General features: G+C 33.7%; 15 protein-coding genes. 11 read left to right on the forward strand and 4 right to left on the reverse strand.

Features of this window, described 5'->3' with window-relative positions:
• The first annotated feature begins 23 nt into the window (after positions 1-23).
• Positions 24-1271 (forward strand): 3-deoxy-D-manno-octulosonic acid transferase, encoded by a 1248-nt coding sequence (locus ACIQZC_RS01010; protein ID WP_396137375.1) that lies wholly within the window; start codon positions 24-26, stop codon positions 1269-1271.
• A gap of 10 nt (positions 1272-1281) precedes the next feature.
• Here ACIQZC_RS01010 and ACIQZC_RS01015 read toward each other — a convergent pair whose 3' ends face one another.
• The 4 genes from ACIQZC_RS01015 to ACIQZC_RS01030 all read right to left on the reverse strand — a co-directional run bounded on the left by ACIQZC_RS01015 (position 1282) and on the right by ACIQZC_RS01030 (position 5836).
• The gene (locus tag ACIQZC_RS01015; RefSeq protein ID WP_396137376.1) at positions 1282-3336 is read right to left on the reverse strand and encodes a M3 family metallopeptidase; all 2055 of its coding nucleotides are present in this window, start codon (positions 3334-3336) and stop codon (positions 1282-1284) included.
• A 144-nt stretch (positions 3337-3480) separates the two neighbouring features.
• Positions 3481-3963 carry a 5-(carboxyamino)imidazole ribonucleotide mutase gene (purE, locus tag ACIQZC_RS01020; RefSeq protein WP_396137377.1) on the reverse strand — a complete coding sequence of 161 codons (483 nt, stop codon included), beginning with the start codon at positions 3961-3963 and terminating at the stop codon, positions 3481-3483.
• Positions 3964-4042: 79 nt separating this feature from the next.
• A complete protein-coding gene (locus ACIQZC_RS01025; RefSeq protein ID WP_396137378.1) occupies positions 4043-5218 on the reverse strand; it encodes a 5-(carboxyamino)imidazole ribonucleotide synthase in 1176 nt (391 codons plus the stop codon).
• Between the two features lie 69 nt (positions 5219-5287).
• On the reverse strand, positions 5288-5836 hold the full coding sequence (locus ACIQZC_RS01030) for a hypothetical protein (RefSeq protein WP_396137379.1): 549 nt from the start codon (positions 5834-5836) through the stop codon (positions 5288-5290).
• A gap of 97 nt (positions 5837-5933) precedes the next feature.
• On the opposite strand from ACIQZC_RS01030, the gene hpt reads away from it, so the two are divergent.
• The 10 genes from hpt to ACIQZC_RS01080 all read left to right on the forward strand — a co-directional run.
• Entirely contained in the window at positions 5934-6464 is a 531-nt protein-coding gene (gene hpt / locus ACIQZC_RS01035) for a hypoxanthine phosphoribosyltransferase (RefSeq protein ID WP_396137380.1), read from the forward strand.
• A 43-nt stretch (positions 6465-6507) separates the two neighbouring features.
• Positions 6508-7080 carry an adenylate kinase gene (locus tag ACIQZC_RS01040; protein WP_396137381.1) on the forward strand — a complete coding sequence of 191 codons (573 nt, stop codon included), beginning with the start codon at positions 6508-6510 and terminating at the stop codon, positions 7078-7080.
• Positions 7081-7199: 119 nt separating this feature from the next.
• Positions 7200-8474, forward strand: a complete 1275-nt coding sequence (locus tag ACIQZC_RS01045) for a hemolysin family protein (protein WP_396137382.1) — start codon at positions 7200-7202, stop codon at positions 8472-8474.
• A gap of 62 nt (positions 8475-8536) precedes the next feature.
• Positions 8537-9547 carry a GTPase ObgE gene (obgE, locus tag ACIQZC_RS01050; protein WP_396137383.1) on the forward strand — a complete coding sequence of 337 codons (1011 nt, stop codon included), beginning with the start codon at positions 8537-8539 and terminating at the stop codon, positions 9545-9547.
• 180 nt (positions 9548-9727) lie between these two features.
• Complete coding sequence (locus ACIQZC_RS01055; protein ID WP_396137384.1) at positions 9728-11875, forward strand: S46 family peptidase; 2148 nt, start codon at positions 9728-9730, stop codon at positions 11873-11875.
• Positions 11876-12061: 186 nt separating this feature from the next.
• The gene (locus ACIQZC_RS01060) at positions 12062-12652 is read left to right on the forward strand and encodes a tetratricopeptide repeat protein (RefSeq protein ID WP_396137385.1); all 591 of its coding nucleotides are present in this window, start codon (positions 12062-12064) and stop codon (positions 12650-12652) included.
• Positions 12653-12709: 57 nt separating this feature from the next.
• Positions 12710-14122 (forward strand): UDP-N-acetylmuramate--L-alanine ligase, encoded by a 1413-nt coding sequence (gene murC, locus ACIQZC_RS01065; RefSeq protein WP_396137386.1) that lies wholly within the window; start codon positions 12710-12712, stop codon positions 14120-14122.
• A 74-nt stretch (positions 14123-14196) separates the two neighbouring features.
• On the forward strand, positions 14197-14880 hold the full coding sequence (gene radC / locus ACIQZC_RS01070) for a DNA repair protein RadC (RefSeq protein ID WP_396137387.1): 684 nt from the start codon (positions 14197-14199) through the stop codon (positions 14878-14880).
• A gap of 164 nt (positions 14881-15044) precedes the next feature.
• Positions 15045-15707 (forward strand): superoxide dismutase, encoded by a 663-nt coding sequence (locus tag ACIQZC_RS01075; protein WP_396137388.1) that lies wholly within the window; start codon positions 15045-15047, stop codon positions 15705-15707.
• Positions 15708-15763: 56 nt separating this feature from the next.
• Positions 15764-16181: ATP-binding cassette domain-containing protein (locus tag ACIQZC_RS01080; RefSeq protein WP_396137389.1), on the forward strand; the 418-nt coding region annotated here is incomplete at its 3' end.

The following is a 16181-nucleotide window of genomic DNA, read 5'->3' on the forward strand; positions in this document are numbered from 1 at the left end:
ATTTAGCGACATAAATTAGTACTATGTCATTTATTTATAACTTTATACTCCTTTTTGCTTCGCAGCTTTTAAAGATTTTGGCATTTTTTAGTCCAAAATTAAACTTGTTTGTAGAAGGAAGAAAATCAGTTTTTGTTACTTTGAAAAATGAAATTCAGGCAATTGATAAAACGATTTGGTTTCACGCAGCTTCTTTAGGAGAATATGAACAAGGCTTGCCCGTTATTGAAAAAGTCAAACAAAAGTATCCAAATCATAAAATAATAATTACTTTTTTTTCGCCTTCGGGATATGAAGTTAGAAAAAATAATACCGTTGCAGATGTTACGGTATATTTGCCTTTGGACACGATTTCTAATGCAAAACAATTTGTGCAAATCGTACATCCAGAAATGGTGTTTTTTATTAAGTACGAATTTTGGCCTAATTATCTTAATGAACTAAAAAATCAAAATATTAACACCTATTTAATCTCCGGAATTTTTAGAGAAAATCAAGCATTTTTTAAGTGGTATGGAGGATTTTATAGAAAGGCATTATACACTTTTGATTACTTTTTTGTTCAGAATGAAGGTTCAAAGACACTTTTAAAAAGTATAGGTTTTACCAATGTAAAAGTTTCTGGCGATACTCGTTTTGATCGCGTGGTTGCTATTTTAGAACGCGATAATACGTTAGATTTTATTGAGCAGTTTAGAGATTCCTCGACTTCGCTCGGAAAGACAAAAATGGTTGTAATTGGCAGTTCTTGGCCAAAAGATGAAGAACTACTCGTCAATTATATTAATCAGAGTTCGGATGATGTCAAATTTATCATTGCGCCACATAACATAGATAAAAATCAAATTTTAAATCTCAAAACCCTAATTTCTAAAAAAACGATTTTATTTTCTGAAAAAGATAATGATGATGTATCAAATTATGCTGTTTTCATCATTGACACCATCGGAATTTTAACGAAAATTTATTCCTACGCCGATATTGCCTACGTTGGTGGTGGTTTCGGAAATCCAGGAGTACACAATATTTTAGAACCGGCTACGTTTGGAATTCCAGTGGTGATTGGTCCAAATTATTCGCATTTTTCAGAAGCAACGGCTTTAGTAAATTTAGAAGGTTGTCTGACTATTCAAAATCAAACCCAATTGAATGAGGCGTTTGATCTATTGCTTCAAAACGAAGACGAACGATTAGAAAAAGGACATATTTGCAGCACATTTGTCCAAATGAATAAAGGCGCGACACAAACAATTATGGCGCATATTGGTTAGTTTTGTACTATTAAATCAACCCAGCCCTTTTCAACAAAGCTTCCACTTTCGGTTCCTGACCTCTAAATTTTTTATACAATTCCATAGGTAATTCGGTGCCGCCTTTTGAAAGCACGTTGTCTTTGAATTTGGTAGCGACTTCTTTATTGAAAATCCCTTTTTCTTGGAAATACGCAAAAGCATCGGCATCTAAAACTTCAGCCCATTTATAACTGTAATATCCCGAAGAATAACCGCCTTGAAAAATATGTGAAAACGACGTACTCATGCAATTTTCGGCTACATCTGGATATAAACTTGTGCCTTCCATTGCTTGTTTTTCGAATGCTTTTACATCGTCAATAGTTTGTGATTTTCCATGGTAGGTCATGTCTAAAATTCCGAAACTTAATTGACGTAGCGTTGCCATTCCTTCAAGAAAACTCGCACTTTCTTTTATTTTTTCAACATATAGTTGCGGAATAATTGCTCCCGTTTCATAATGTTTGGCAAATAAAGCCAATGCTTCAGGTTCGTAACACCAGTTTTCCATCACTTGACTTGGCAATTCCACAAAATCCCAATAAACCGAAGTTCCTGATAAACTTGGATAGGTTGTGTTGGCTAACATGCCATGCAACGCGTGTCCAAATTCGTGAAACAATGTTGTTACTTCATTAAAAGTCAGTAAAGAAGGTTTTGATTCCGATTTCTCGGAACTGACAATTGGAGGAGTGAAATTACAAACAATTGAAATATGTGGTCGTTCGTTGATACCATCTTTTATATATTGTGGTTTAAATGACGTCATCCAAGCGCCGTTTCGTTTTCCTTTTCTTGGAAAAAAATCGGAATAGAAAATGGCTACTAATTCGTGAGATCCATTACTGCTTGGGGATAATACTTCAAATGTTTGTACCTCTTCATGGTATTTATCAATATCAAAAACTTCTTTAAACGTGATTCCAAATAGTTTTTCAGCGATGGTGAAAGCTCCATTTAACACATTTTCCAATTTGAAATAGGGTTTCAATACTTCGTCATCCAAACTGAATAATTTTTGTTTCAATTTTTCAGAATAGTAGGCGCCATCCCATTTTTCTAATTGATCAATTCCGTCTAATTCTTTTGCGAATGCAGTTAATTGAGCAAATTCTTTTTCAGCAGCAGGTTTTGCTTTTCCCAATAAATCATTCAAAAACGATTGTACGTTGTTTGGATTTTGCGCCATTCGTTCTTCTAAAACAAAATCAGAATGCGATGCATAGCCCAATAATTGAGCACGTTGATGACGCAATGCAACAATTCGTTTTACGTTTTCTTGATTATCAAATTCGTTATTTTGAAAGCCTTTTTTTCCGGCAGCGATGGCGATTTCTTTTCGTAATTCTCGATTGTCTACATAAGTCACAAAAGGAAGATAACTTGGAAAATCTAAGGTAAAAACCCAGCCATCTAGTCCTTTTGATTTTGCCAAACTTGAAGCCATTTCTTTGGCTCCTGTAGGCAAACCTTTCAAATCTATTTCATTAGTAATATGTAATTGATAATTATTAGTTTCAGCTAACACATTTTCACCATAAGTTAATTTTAGTTTGGCCAATTCTGTATCAATTTCACGAAGTTTTAATTTATCTGCGTCATAAAGTAAGGCGCCATTTCTAGAAAATCCTTTGAATTTTTTATCGAGTAACGTCGCTTGTTCAGTGGTTAAATCTAAGGACTCTTTTTGATCGTAAACCGCTTTGATGCGTTTGAATAAAACTTCATTTAGCGCAATATCATTACTAAATTCAGTTAATAACGGTGAAACTTCTTGTGCAATTTTTTGCATTTCGTCACAGGTTTCCGCCGAATTCAAATTGAAGAAAATTGATGACAAGCGATCTAATGCTGCTCCTGCAAAATCTAACGCTTCAATTGTATTTGTAAAAGTTGGAACATCAGGATTTTGAGTAATAGCATTAATTTCATTTCGTGCAATTTCAATAGTTTTCTCAAAAGCAGGCTGATAATCGGGTAATGAAATTTTACTAAAAGGCGCAGTTTTGTATTTTGAAGAAAAAGGTGCAAAAAAAAGTGTCATAAAATTTGTTTTGTCCGATAAAGTGTTTATATTTGTCGATGAAATGTCGATAAATTCCCTTTTTCCCCAAATTAAGAGATATTGAATTTTATAGAGTAGTTTGAATTATGTAAATAGAAATCCCAAATTAACGTTTGGGATTTTTTATTTTAAGTTTTCAGATGCTTTTAAAACAGTTAGTTTCAATCCTTCTTTGTAGGCTATAATTTTGTCCAAAACGCATTTGTCTTGACTTCCAATGATTTGTGCAGCTAAAATTCCAGCGTTTTTAGCTCCGTTTAGTGCAACAGTTGCTACAGGAACGCCTCCAGGCATTTGAAGTATTGATAAAACAGAATCCCAGCCATCAATAGAATTGCTCGATTTTACAGGAACACCAATAACAGGAAGTGGCGACATTGAAGCTACCATTCCAGGTAAATGTGCTGCACCTCCAGCTCCAGCAATAATTACTGAAATGCCTCTTTCATGTGCGTTTTTACTAAAATCGAATAATTTTTCAGGAGTTCTATGTGCTGAAACAATATCTACTTCAGTTTCAATATCAAATCCTTTTAAGATGTCAATGGCTTCTTGCATAACGGGCATATCCGAAATGCTTCCCATGATAATAGCTACTTTACTCATAAATCAGCCCCCTAATCCCGATTTCGGGAAATTCCTACTAGGGGTGAGTAGGGTTTAAATTGATTATTTTTTTGAGTTTTTAAACTCCCCCTTCGGGGGTTGGGGGGCTTATTACTCTTATACTATTCTTCACTTCTTCTGCAATTTTTCTGGCTGCTGCCATGTCCTCATTTACAATCGTAACGTGTCCCATTTTTCGGAAAGGTCTTGTTTCTCTTTTTCCATATATATGAGGCGTTACACCATCGATTGCCATGATTTTTTCTATGTTTTCGTATACTACTTGTCCAGAATAACCTTCTGAACCCACCAAATTTACCATAATTCCGGCAACTTTACTATCGGTATTACCCAAAGGTAAGTTTAAAATCGCACGTAAATGGTTTTCAAATTGGGAAGTATAACTCGCTTCAATCGAATAATGGCCTGAATTGTGTGGTCTTGGCGCGACTTCGTTTACTAAAATTTTATCGTCTTCGGTTTGGAACATTTCTACCGCTAATAATCCTACATGGTTGAATGCTTCAGAAACTTGTAAGGCAATTTCGGTGGCTTTTTGTGCTACTGTTGCATCAATACGGGCTGGACAAATTACATATTCTACTTGATTAGCATCGGGATGAAATTCCATCTCAACTACTGGATAGGTTTTTACTTCACCGGAAACCGAACGCGCTACAATTACCGCTAACTCATTTTTAAACGGAACCATTTCTTCGGCAATACATTCTACATCAGGTAAATTTTCCAAATCTAATGCCGAACGACAAATTTTTACGCCATTTCCATCATAACCAAATTGTGCACATTTCCATACAAACGGAAATTCTAATTCGTCTTTTGCAATCGTAGTTTTCAAATTGTTCAAATCAACAAAACGTTGGTGAGGCGAAGTAGGAATATCGTTTGAAACGTAATAATCTTTTTGTTTTCCTTTGTTTTGAATCAAACGTAAGGTTTTTGGCGAAGGGTAAATAGGTAATCCTTCTTTTTCTAATTGATCTAAAGCGTCTAAATTCACATTTTCAATTTCGATGGTAAGCAAATCGACCATTTTGCCAAATTGGTAAACCGTGTCAAAATCCATCAAGCTACCTTTAATAAACTTGTTACAACTTAATCGAGCTGGAGCTTCTTCACTTGGTTCTAAAACTAAAGTTTGAATATCAAATTTTCGGGTTTCGCTCAACAGCATTTTGCCTAATTGACCACCACCTAGAATTCCTAATTTAAAATCAGAAGAAAAATAGTTCATTGTGTTGTTGTTAGTGACGCAAATATAAGAGTAAGAATTTAGAATTCAGAATTTAGCATTCAGAAAATATCATTTATTGAGTTTTTTCAACAGATTTCGAGTCGCTGCTTGATACGCTGCCGAATGATTTGCATAATCTTGTTCGATGATATTTTTTAATTCATCATGCACCCAATTGTATTTTTTTCCTAAAACAAAAAGTGCTTTCATCGAATACACTTTAGCAGCTACTTTTTCGTTTTGAATTAATCGATCAAGTAAGGCTTCTATTAAAAGATGTTCTTGTTCTTGAGTTAACGAAATGCCGTTTTTTCTATGGTTGCTTTTGGATAAGAAAAAGCAAATTTTCGTTGCAGGCCGTATCGCCGAATCATCTTTCAATTTTGGTAACACTTCGCAAAACAAATCGAGGTAAGGAACAAAAAGCTTTAACTTTTTTTGACAAACTAATTCTAAACTCCAAAATGCTTTTACATGATTTTTATGCGCAGTATCCAAAGCAATTTCAACAAACTCGGTTAGAATTCCTAAATTCCTAATTATGTAATTACTGAGTTGCTCCCGACTTTTTCTGTGTGCCGTGCTTTGGTCAATTTTCGATACTAACTCGGTTTTCATTTTGTAAATATATCAAATTTGCAAAAAAAGTCAAAGGAGTTGGTTCAAAATCCTTTGCACTTCATTAAATTTGTTCACTATTTTAAAAACAACTAAAGTGATACAATTACACGATAAAAAATTTGAGATTTTCATTGCTGAAGAAGAAATTAATTTTGCGCTAGAAGCCATGGCGAAGCAAATTGAGGCTGATTTTTTTGACGATGTTCCGGTATTTATTGGTGTTTTAAACGGTTCATTCATGGTGGTTTCCGATTTACTAAAAAAATACAACCAACCTTGTGAAGTTTCTTTTGTAAAAATGGCTTCTTATGAAGGAACACAAACAACTAATGAGGTAAAACAATTAATTGGAATCAATCAAAACTTAGAAGGTCGTTCTGTAATTATCGTCGAAGATATTGTAGATACCGGAAATACTATTGAAGAATTAAAAGCAATATTTAAATCACATAACGTAAAACATTTTAAAATTGCAACGTTATTTTTAAAACCAGAAGCCTATAAAAAGGACATTAAATTAGATTATGTCGGAATACGTATTCCAAACAAATTCATTGTTGGCTATGGTTTAGATTACGATGGTTTAGGAAGAAACTTAAAAGACGTATATCAATTATCTGAATAAAGAAAACAGAACACAGATTAAAATTTATAAACACAACGTAACAATGATTAACATAGTATTATTTGGGAAACCAGGAGCAGGAAAAGGGACACAAGCCGAATTTTTAAAAGACAAATACAATCTAGTACATTTATCTACTGGTGATATTTTTAGATTCAATATTAAAAATGATACAGAACTAGGAAGATTAGCCAAAACATTTATGGATAAAGGAGATTTAGTGCCCGATGCTGTAACCATTCAAATGTTGCAAAGCGAAGTAGATACGAATCCGCAAGCTGCAGGTTTTTTATTTGATGGTTTTCCTAGAACTATTGCACAAGCTGAAGCTTTAGATGCTTTTTTAGCAACAAAACAAGAAGAAATTACGGCTACCGTTGCTTTAGAAGCCGATGACAATATTCTAGTGGCGCGTTTGTTAGAAAGAGGTAAAACTTCAGGAAGACCAGACGATCAAGACGAAGAAAAAATCCGAAATCGTTATGACGAATACAATCAAAAAACGGCTCCATTGATGGATTATTATAAAGGTCAAGATAAGTTTTATGCAGTTAATGGAATTGGATCAATAGCAGAAGTTACTGAAAGATTAAGTTTGGTATTGGATCAATTATAATCTGAAAATTAAGCAACTAAGATAAATTTCGAGCATTCATTTTTTTTTTAGATATTTGCAAAGAGAAAAGGAGCAAATTCCAATATTCAGGATAGGCTCTTTTTTTATAACTTTAAACTATGGAAATTTTAATTATTCTTTTCTTGATTTTATTAAATGGTATCTTCTCAATGTCTGAAATTGCGTTGATTTCTGCCCGAAAAAATCGATTAGAAATGGCTGCAAAAAAAGGCAATAAAAATGCAAAAGCAGCATTAGATTTAGCCAATTCCCCAAATAAATTTTTATCTACCGTTCAAATTGGAATAACCTTAATTGGAATCTTAACCGGTATTTATTCAGGAGATAAAATTACTACCGATGTTCAAAATTTTGTAGCATCATTCGAAGTTTTAAGTCCGTATGCAAATTCAATTGCTGTGGGAATTGTAGTAGTAACATTAACTTTTTTCTCATTGGTTTTAGGTGAATTGTTGCCAAAACGAATCGGTTTAAATTTCCCAGAAACTATTGCAAAAGGAGTTGCTTACCCTATGAAATTTGTTTCAATAATAACAATGCCTTTTATTTGGTTATTAACAACTTCAACCGATTTTTTGCTTAAAATATTTCAAATCAAACCTACTGCAGATGGAAAAGTAACCGAAGAGGAAATCAAAGCCATCATAAAAGAAGGAACAGAAGTAGGGGAAGTTCAAGAAATTGAGCAAGATATTGTGGAACGTGTTTTTCATATTGGCGATAGGAAGGTAAATTCTTTAATGACGCACCGTAGTGATATTGTTTATTTATCACTTGAAGATTCCAAAGAAGAAATTAAGGCAAAGGTTATTGATGAATTGCATTCGGTTTATCCGGTGTGTGAAGATAATTTAGATAATGTTATCGGATTGGTTTTGCTGAAAGACCTATTTGTGAGTTTTGAATCGGGATATTTTGATTTAAAAACAATTACCAAAGAACCGGTTTATTTAATAGAACAAACTTCGGCTTATAAGGCCTTAGAAAATTTCAAAACTTCAAAACTACACTATGCATTTGTGGTAGATGAACATGCTATTTTTCAAGGCGTTATAACGCTTAACGATATTCTAGAAGCTTTAGTAGGCGATGCCTCTGATTTTGACGAAGATGAATACAAATTAGTCGCAAATGAAGACGGAACTTGGTTAGTTGATGGTCAATATTCTTTGCACGATTTCTTAACTTTTTTCGATTTAGACGAATTAATTAATGATTATGAAGTAACCACAGTAAGCGGTTTTTTTATCACAGAACTTGGAAATATTCCTAATCAAGGCGACAAAATAATTTGGAATAAATTAGAATTAGAAGCGTTAGCTATGGAAGGCGCCAAAATAGATAAAGTACTTATCAAACAATATAAAGAATAAAATAATTAATAAAGTTATTGTTAGAATCATCTAACTTCTAACTTCTAACTTTTAACTTTCAAATGACAGAGGGAAATTTTGTTGACTACGTAAAAATATATGTTTCTTCCGGAAAAGGAGGAAAAGGCTCATCGCATTTGCATCGTGAAAAATTTATTGAAAAAGGTGGACCCGATGGAGGAGATGGAGGTCGTGGCGGACATGTTTACATTAAAGGAAATAAAAATCTTTGGACGTTATTTCACTTAAAATTTGTAAAACACATGCGTGCTGGTCATGGTGGCGACGGTGGAAGCTCTAGAAGTACAGGTCACGATGGAGAAGATAAATTTGTAGAAGTACCTTTAGGAACGGTTGTAAAAGATCAAGAAACAGGCGATGTTTTATTTGAAATAACGGAACACGAAGAGGTTAGAATTTTAGCTGAAGGAGGAAAAGGCGGTTTAGGAAACTGGAATTTTAGAAGTTCAACTAATCAAACTCCCCGTTATGCGCAACCTGGAATGCCAGTTAAAGAAGTAGATGTTACTTTAGAATTAAAAGTATTAGCCGATGTAGGTTTAGTAGGTTTTCCAAATGCTGGAAAATCAACGTTGCTTTCCGTATTAACTTCGGCTAAGCCAAAAATTGCCGATTATCCGTTTACCACTTTAAAGCCTAATTTAGGAATTGTAGCTTACAGAGATTTTCAATCCTTTGTAATGGCAGATATTCCAGGGATTATTGAAGGTGCAGCAGAAGGAAAAGGATTAGGACATTACTTTTTGCGTCATATTGAACGCAACTCAACTTTGTTGTTTTTAGTTCCAGCTGATGCCGAAGATATTAAAAAGGAATTCGAAATTTTGTTAGATGAATTACGTCGTTACAATCCCGAAATGCTGGATAAAGATCGTTTGATTGTGATTTCAAAATGCGATATGTTAGACGATGAGTTACGAGCAGAATTGAAAATACAATTAGATAAAGAATTTAAAGGAACACCTTATTTATTTATATCGTCTGTTGCGCAACAAGGTCTTCAAGAGTTGAAAGACAAATTGTGGCAAATGTTGAATGTGGAAGAAAAATAAATAGTTACAAAACTCAAGAGAAGGCATCTTAAACTTGAAGATGCTTTTTTGTTTTTAATCCAGTTATTCTAATAAAAAGTTAAAATTGATACAATTTAACTTGATTTTTTCATGATAATTTTATCGAAATCGTATTTTTAAGTATATTCGCAACACAAATCAAAAGAACAGAGATACATTATGAAAAAAGTATTATTATTTGTCGTTTCAGCTATTATGCTAATTCCAGCTTCTGTTAAAGCAGATGAAGGAATGTGGTTTTTAATGTTCATCGAACGTTTAAATCACCGCGACATGCAAAAAATGGGCTTACAACTAACAGCCCAAGAAATTTACAGTATTAACAATCACAGTTTAAAAGATGCCATTGTGCAATTTAACGGTGGATGTACGGCTGAAATGATTTCTAAAGATGGATTGGTTTTAACTAATCACCACTGTGGATATGATGCCATTGCAGAATTATCATCAGCAGAAAAAAACTATTTAAAAGACGGATATTGGGCAGCAAACAGAAAAGAAGAATTAAAACCTTCAAGTTTATTTGTACGTTTCTTTGTTCGTATGGACGATTGTTCAAAAAGAATTTTAACAGTAGTAACGCCAGGGATGAGCGAAGCTGAAAGAGAAAAAGCAATCAATCAAGAAATTGCTAAAATTGAAAAAGAAAACAACGAAGGCGGAAAATATACCGTTTCTGTTCGTCCTTTTTTCCAAGGGAACGAATATTATTATTTCGTTTACCAAGATTATAAAGACGTTCGTTTAGTAGGAACTCCACCAGAAAGTTTAGGAAAATTTGGTGGTGATACAGACAACTGGGAATGGCCTCGTCATACAGCAGATTTCTCTATGTTTAGAGTTTACGCTGATGCTAATGGAAATCCAGCAGACTATTCTCCAAACAATGTTCCTTTACAACCAAAACACCATTTGCCAGTTAATTTAGGTGGTGTTAAAGAAAATGACTTCGCTATGATTTTAGGTTATCCAGGTAGAACAAACCGTTGGATGCCAGCAAGTGGAATTGAGCAAAATGTAAAATTTGCTTATCCTGCTTGGGTTGAAGGTTCAAAAACAGGAATGGACAATATGAAAAAATATATGGTTCAGTCTGAAGCTTTAAATTTAGTTTACGCTTCTAAATTTGCTGGTGTGGCAAATTATTGGAAAAACCGTCAAGGAATGATTGATGCGTTATCAAAATTTGGTACAGCAAAAACTAAAGCAGCACAAGAGGCAAAATTTAATACATGGGCTAACTTACCAGAAAACAAAGCTAAATATGGTAATGTAGTAGCAACAATCAATAATTATTATGGTATGACCAATGAGAAGTCACGTCATGATAATTATTTACAGCAATTATTCAGAACTTCTGCATTTGGAACTATCGGAAGATCATTAGGAAGACAATTAGACGCCTATGCAAAAGCAGACGCTGCTAAACGTGCTGAAATGGCTCCGTCAATTATGGAAATGGTTGATGAAATGTATAAAGAAATTCATATTCCAGCAGAGAAAGATATTTTGGCAGCACAATTGAGTTTGTATGCTAAAAAAGCGGGTTATGCTTTAGCTCCAATGGTTGAAAAATTAGCGGCATCAAACAATGGCGATTTTACTCAATATGTAAATGAAGCTTTTGAAACCAGTATTTTTACTTCTAAAGATAGAATTAAAGCCTTTTTAGAGGTGCCTAATGAAGCTGCCTTAGCAAATGATCCATTACAAGTTTTAACATTGGATTTAGTATCTCATTTTGGAAAAAGAAGTGAAGAATTAATGAAAGCACAAAACGATTTTGGTGCTTCTTTCCGTCTATTAGTGGAAGGTTTAAGAGAATCTAAAATTGGAGAAATCAAATATCCAGATGCAAATTCAACATTACGTTTAACGTATGGTAAAGTTCGTTCATTACCTGCAGACAAGCGTAACGATGCAAAAATCAACAACTACACAACATTAGCAGGTCAAGTTAAAAAATACAAAAAAGGAGATTTAGAATTTGATCTACCTGCAAAAGTATTAGAAATGAATTCGAAAAAAGAATTTGGTCGTTATGCAGATAAAGATGGATCTTTACACGTTAACTTCTTAACGGATAATGACATTACAGGCGGTAACTCAGGTTCGCCAGTATTAAACGGAAAAGGAGAATTAATCGGATTAGCATTCGACGGAAATATCGAAGCTATGGCTGGTGATGTTATTTTTGATAATAAATTACAAAGAACAATCAACGTTGATATTCGTTACGTGTTATGGGTAATTGAGAATTTCTCAGGAGCTAAACATATTGTAGACGAAATGACAATTGTGAAGTAATTGTCAAATAAAATAAGAGAAAAACGACTTGAGTAATCAAGTCGTTTTTTTTATGTAGAAAATCTAAAATCATTTCACTATTTTTGAGCAATGAAATATTTGCAGCTAATTTTCTTGTTTTTTTCACTACTCACATTTTCTCAATCAAGTTTTGAGAAAGGGGAAAAGCTGTATGTGCAAAAAAAAATGAATGAAGCAAAACAGATGTTTCAAGATTATTTAAAATCACATCCAAACCATTCAAAATCTATTGAATATATAGGAGATATTGCAGGAAATCAAAAACAGTGGAATGAAGCAATAGAATATTATCAGAAACTGAAAATAAGTTTTCCAAAAAATGCAAATTATTGGTACAAATATGGTGGTGCGCTTGGCATGAAAGCTAAAGAGTCTAATAAATTCAAGGCTTTAGGAATGATTGATGAAATAGAAGAATCTTTTTTAACGGCAGCAAAATTAGAAAGTAAACATATTGAAACGCGTTTTGCTTTAGTAATGTTGTATCTTGAATTACCGGGAATCATTGGTGGCAGCGAAAAAAAGGCGCAAAAATATGCAGACGAATTGATGCGTATTTCGAGCGTTCAAGGTTTTCTTGCTCAGGGTTACATTGATGCTTATTTCAAGCGATTTGTTCAAGCAGAATTAAATTACAAAAAGGCATTCGAAATTGAACCATCAAAAATTACATTTGAAAAATTATATGATTTATATTTGAATAAGCGTAAAGATAAATCAAAAGCAAGTAAGTTAAAGGATCAATTTGAAAAATAAGCCTCCCCAACCCCTCCAAAGGAGGGACTTAAAAATGAGGATAAAAATAAACGATAAATGACTAATAAAAATAACACACAAAGTATTCCCCCTTCGGGGGTTAGGGGGCTACATTTCATAGCCATTGGTGGTGCTGCCATGCACAATTTAGCATTAGCTTTACATAACAAAGGATATCATGTAACAGGTAGTGACGACGCTATTTTTGAACCTTCAAAATCACGTTTGGAGAAAAAAGGATTGTTGCCAAAAGAAGAAGGTTGGTTCCCCGAAAAAATCACAACCGATATTGAAGCAATTATTTTAGGAATGCACGCAAAAGCTGATAATCCAGAATTATTGAAAGCACAAGAACTAGGGTTGAAAATCTATTCCTATCCCGAATTTTTATACGAACAATCGAAAAATAAAACCCGAGTGGTTATTGGTGGTTCGCACGGAAAAACAACCATTACTTCGATGATTTTACACGTGATGCATTATCACAACATTGAAGTAGATTATATGGTAGGAGCTCAGTTAGAAGGTTTTGATACCATGGTGCATTTAACTGAAAATAATGATTTTATTGTTTTGGAAGGCGATGAATATTTGACCTCACCTATTGATTTACGTCCAAAGTTTCATTTGTACCAACCTAATATTGCTTTGTTGTCTGGAATTGCATGGGATCATATTAATGTGTTTCCAACATTTGATAACTATGTAGAGCAATTTAGAATTTTTGCCAACCAAATTACGCGTGGCGGAATTTTAGTCTATAACGAAGAAGACGAAGCTGTAAAAGAAGTTGCCGAAGAAACTGAAAATCCAATCCGAAAAATTGCTTATCAAACGCCAAGCTACACTGTTGAAAACGGAACCACTTTACTAGATACTCCTGAAGGACCAATGCCAATAGAAGTTTTTGGAGCACACAATTTAAGTAACTTAGCGGGTGCAAAATGGATTTGCCAATGCATGGGCGTTGATGAAGCTGAATTCTACGAAGCTATTGCCGGTTTTAAAGGAGCGTCCAAACGATTAGAAAAAATTGCAGAAAGTGCTAATAAAGTTGCATATAAAGATTTTGCACATTCGCCAAGTAAAGTTTCTGCTACCACAAAAGCCGTAAAAGCACAATATCCAGATAGAAAATTAGTAGCTTGTTTAGAATTGCACACCTATAGTAGTTTGAATGCCGAATTTCTTAAAGAGTATGAAGGTGCTCTAGATGCAGCAGACGTTGCAGTAGTTTTCTATTCGCCAGATGCAGTAAAAATTAAACAATTAGAAGAAGTCTCACAAGAACAAATTGCAAAAGCATTTAACAGAAAAGATTTAATTATTTACACCAATCCAACAGAATTTAAAGACTTTCTTTTTGATTCATTCCGTGAAAACGGAATGTCTAATTCCGCTTTACTATTAATGAGTTCAGGAAATTACGGCGGATTGAATTTTGATGAGGTGAAAAATTTGATGCATTAATTTGAGAATTTATTTATTTTCAAATTACTCCATTTTTTATATCTTTGTTCTTATAAACGCCAAAATAAATTTTTATGTATACGCCAATCAACCAATGGGCTGAAGACGATCGCCCACGTGAAAAATTTCTTCTAAAAGGTAAATCCACCTTATCTGATTCCGAATTATTAGCTATTTTAATTGGTTCCGGTTCTCGCAATGAGAGCGCGGTGCAATTGTGCCAACGCATTTTAGCTTCTTCTGAAAACAATTTGAATACCTTAGGTAAAATGTCGGTTGCTCAACTCACAAAATTCAAAGGAATTGGAGAAGCTAAAGCTATTTCTATCGCCGCTGCTCTAGAATTAGGAAGAAGACGAAGAGCTGAAGATGCCATCGAACTTAAAAAAATCACCTCAAGTAAAGCCGTTTTTGAAATCTTACAGCCTATTATTGGCGAATTACCTCACGAAGAATTTTGGGTATTATACCTAAACAATTCGAATAAAGTCATCTACAAATCCCAACTTTCAAAAGGAGGTATTACAGGAACAGTAGTCGACATTCGATTAATTTTCAAAATGGCTTTTGAGCAAAATGCAACAGCTTTAATACTTTCTCACAATCATCCATCAGGGAAATTAATCGCCAGTGATGCCGATTTAAAAATCACTAAAAAAATCAAAGAAGCTGGGCAAACATTGGAAATTCAGGTTTTAGACCACATCATTATTACCGAAAATGGTTATTTGAGTTTTCAAGATGAAGGGATTTTTTGATTTTTTAAAACACATAGTCTGATAGTTTTCAGTAAATTTTCCATTGCGAACTTTGCAAAAAACTTTACGTACTTTGCGTTTAAACCAACAATTATGGAAATTTTAAGACATCATAATTTTTTATGTAAGCGATAAGCCTTAATTTTATAAAAAATTTAGAGATCATGAAAAACATAAAACTTTTAGTCGCATTATTTTTAGTTGCATTTACAGCCTCTGCTCAGTTTACTCAAAAAGCGTTGCCATATGCATATAATGCTTTAGAACCATTCGTAGATGCTCAAACAATGGAAATCCATTATAGTAAGCATCATGCAGCCTATGTAAAAAATCTAAATGCAGCTTTAACAGGAACTGCTGACGAAAAATTAAGTTTAAACGAAATTTTTGATAAAGTATCAAAATTACCAATGGCGTTTAGAAATAATGCTGGCGGACATTATAACCACGAGTTGTTTTGGTCCGTGTTAACACCTGAAAAAAGCACTAAAATGTCAACAGAATTGGAAAATGCAATTAACGATACTTTTGGGAGTTTAGACAAATTAAAAGAAAAACTAAACGCTGCTGGAGCAAGTCGTTTTGGTTCGGGCTGGGCTTGGTTAATAGTAACAAAAGATGGTAAATTAGTAGTTACTTCTTCACCAAATCAAGACAATCCGCTTATGGATGTTGCCGAAGTGAAAGGAACACCAATTTTTGGAATCGATGTATGGGAACATGCATACTATTTGAAATACCAAAACAAAAGAGCAGATTATTTATCGGCTTTATGGAATGTGGTTAACTGGACAGAAATCAGTAATAGATATAAAGCGGCACTATAGTTTTTTATTTAATTTTTTTAGTAACTTTCGACCTAATTTAAGCGGAATTTTTAAGCATGATAAGTACCAAAAATTTACGATTTTCTTATACTAAAGACCAGGAATTTATTTTTCCAGATTTATATTGTGAAGCAGGAAGTACTTTGCTTATTACTGGAGATTCGGGTAAAGGCAAAACAACTTATTTACACCTGTTAGCAGGATTGTTGCAACCAACATCGGGTGAAATTTTAATTGATAAAACCGATTTAGTTTCATTATCAGAAAAGAAAACAGATAGATATCGCGGAAAAAATATCGGTGTAGTTTTTCAAAAATCGTATTTTATAGCGGCTTTAACGGTTCTGGAAAATCTACAAATGGCAAGTTGGTTAGCAACAGGTAAAAAGCATACTAAACGTGCAAAAAGATTGTTAGAACAATTAGGAATTGAAAATCAAGCATCTAAATTGCCATCTCAGTTGAGTATTGGTC

The organism is Flavobacterium sp., assembly GCF_044338735.1.
GTDB lineage: Bacteria > Bacteroidota > Bacteroidia > Flavobacteriales > Flavobacteriaceae > Flavobacterium.

Excerpts from the sequence above, each read along its gene's own strand:
- ACIQZC_RS01010 (WP_396137375.1), top strand. The coding sequence starts at position 24 with ATGTCATTTATTTATAACTTTATACTCCTTTTTGCTTCGCAGCTTTTA.
- ACIQZC_RS01015 (WP_396137376.1), bottom strand. The coding sequence starts at position 3,336 with ATGACACTTTTTTTTGCACCTTTTTCTTCAAAATACAAAACTGCGCCT.
- purE (WP_396137377.1), bottom strand. The coding sequence starts at position 3,963 with ATGAGTAAAGTAGCTATTATCATGGGAAGCATTTCGGATATGCCCGTT.
- ACIQZC_RS01025 (WP_396137378.1), bottom strand. The coding sequence starts at position 5,218 with ATGAACTATTTTTCTTCTGATTTTAAATTAGGAATTCTAGGTGGTGGT.
- ACIQZC_RS01030 (WP_396137379.1), bottom strand. The coding sequence starts at position 5,836 with ATGAAAACCGAGTTAGTATCGAAAATTGACCAAAGCACGGCACACAGA.
- ACIQZC_RS01040 (WP_396137381.1), top strand. The coding sequence starts at position 6,508 with ATGATTAACATAGTATTATTTGGGAAACCAGGAGCAGGAAAAGGGACA.
- ACIQZC_RS01045 (WP_396137382.1), top strand. The coding sequence starts at position 7,200 with ATGGAAATTTTAATTATTCTTTTCTTGATTTTATTAAATGGTATCTTC.
- obgE (WP_396137383.1), top strand. The coding sequence starts at position 8,537 with ATGACAGAGGGAAATTTTGTTGACTACGTAAAAATATATGTTTCTTCC.
- ACIQZC_RS01055 (WP_396137384.1), top strand. The coding sequence starts at position 9,728 with ATGAAAAAAGTATTATTATTTGTCGTTTCAGCTATTATGCTAATTCCA.
- ACIQZC_RS01060 (WP_396137385.1), top strand. The coding sequence starts at position 12,062 with ATGAATGAAGCAAAACAGATGTTTCAAGATTATTTAAAATCACATCCA.
- murC (WP_396137386.1), top strand. The coding sequence starts at position 12,710 with ATGACTAATAAAAATAACACACAAAGTATTCCCCCTTCGGGGGTTAGG.
- radC (WP_396137387.1), top strand. The coding sequence starts at position 14,197 with ATGTATACGCCAATCAACCAATGGGCTGAAGACGATCGCCCACGTGAA.
- ACIQZC_RS01075 (WP_396137388.1), top strand. The coding sequence starts at position 15,045 with ATGAAAAACATAAAACTTTTAGTCGCATTATTTTTAGTTGCATTTACA.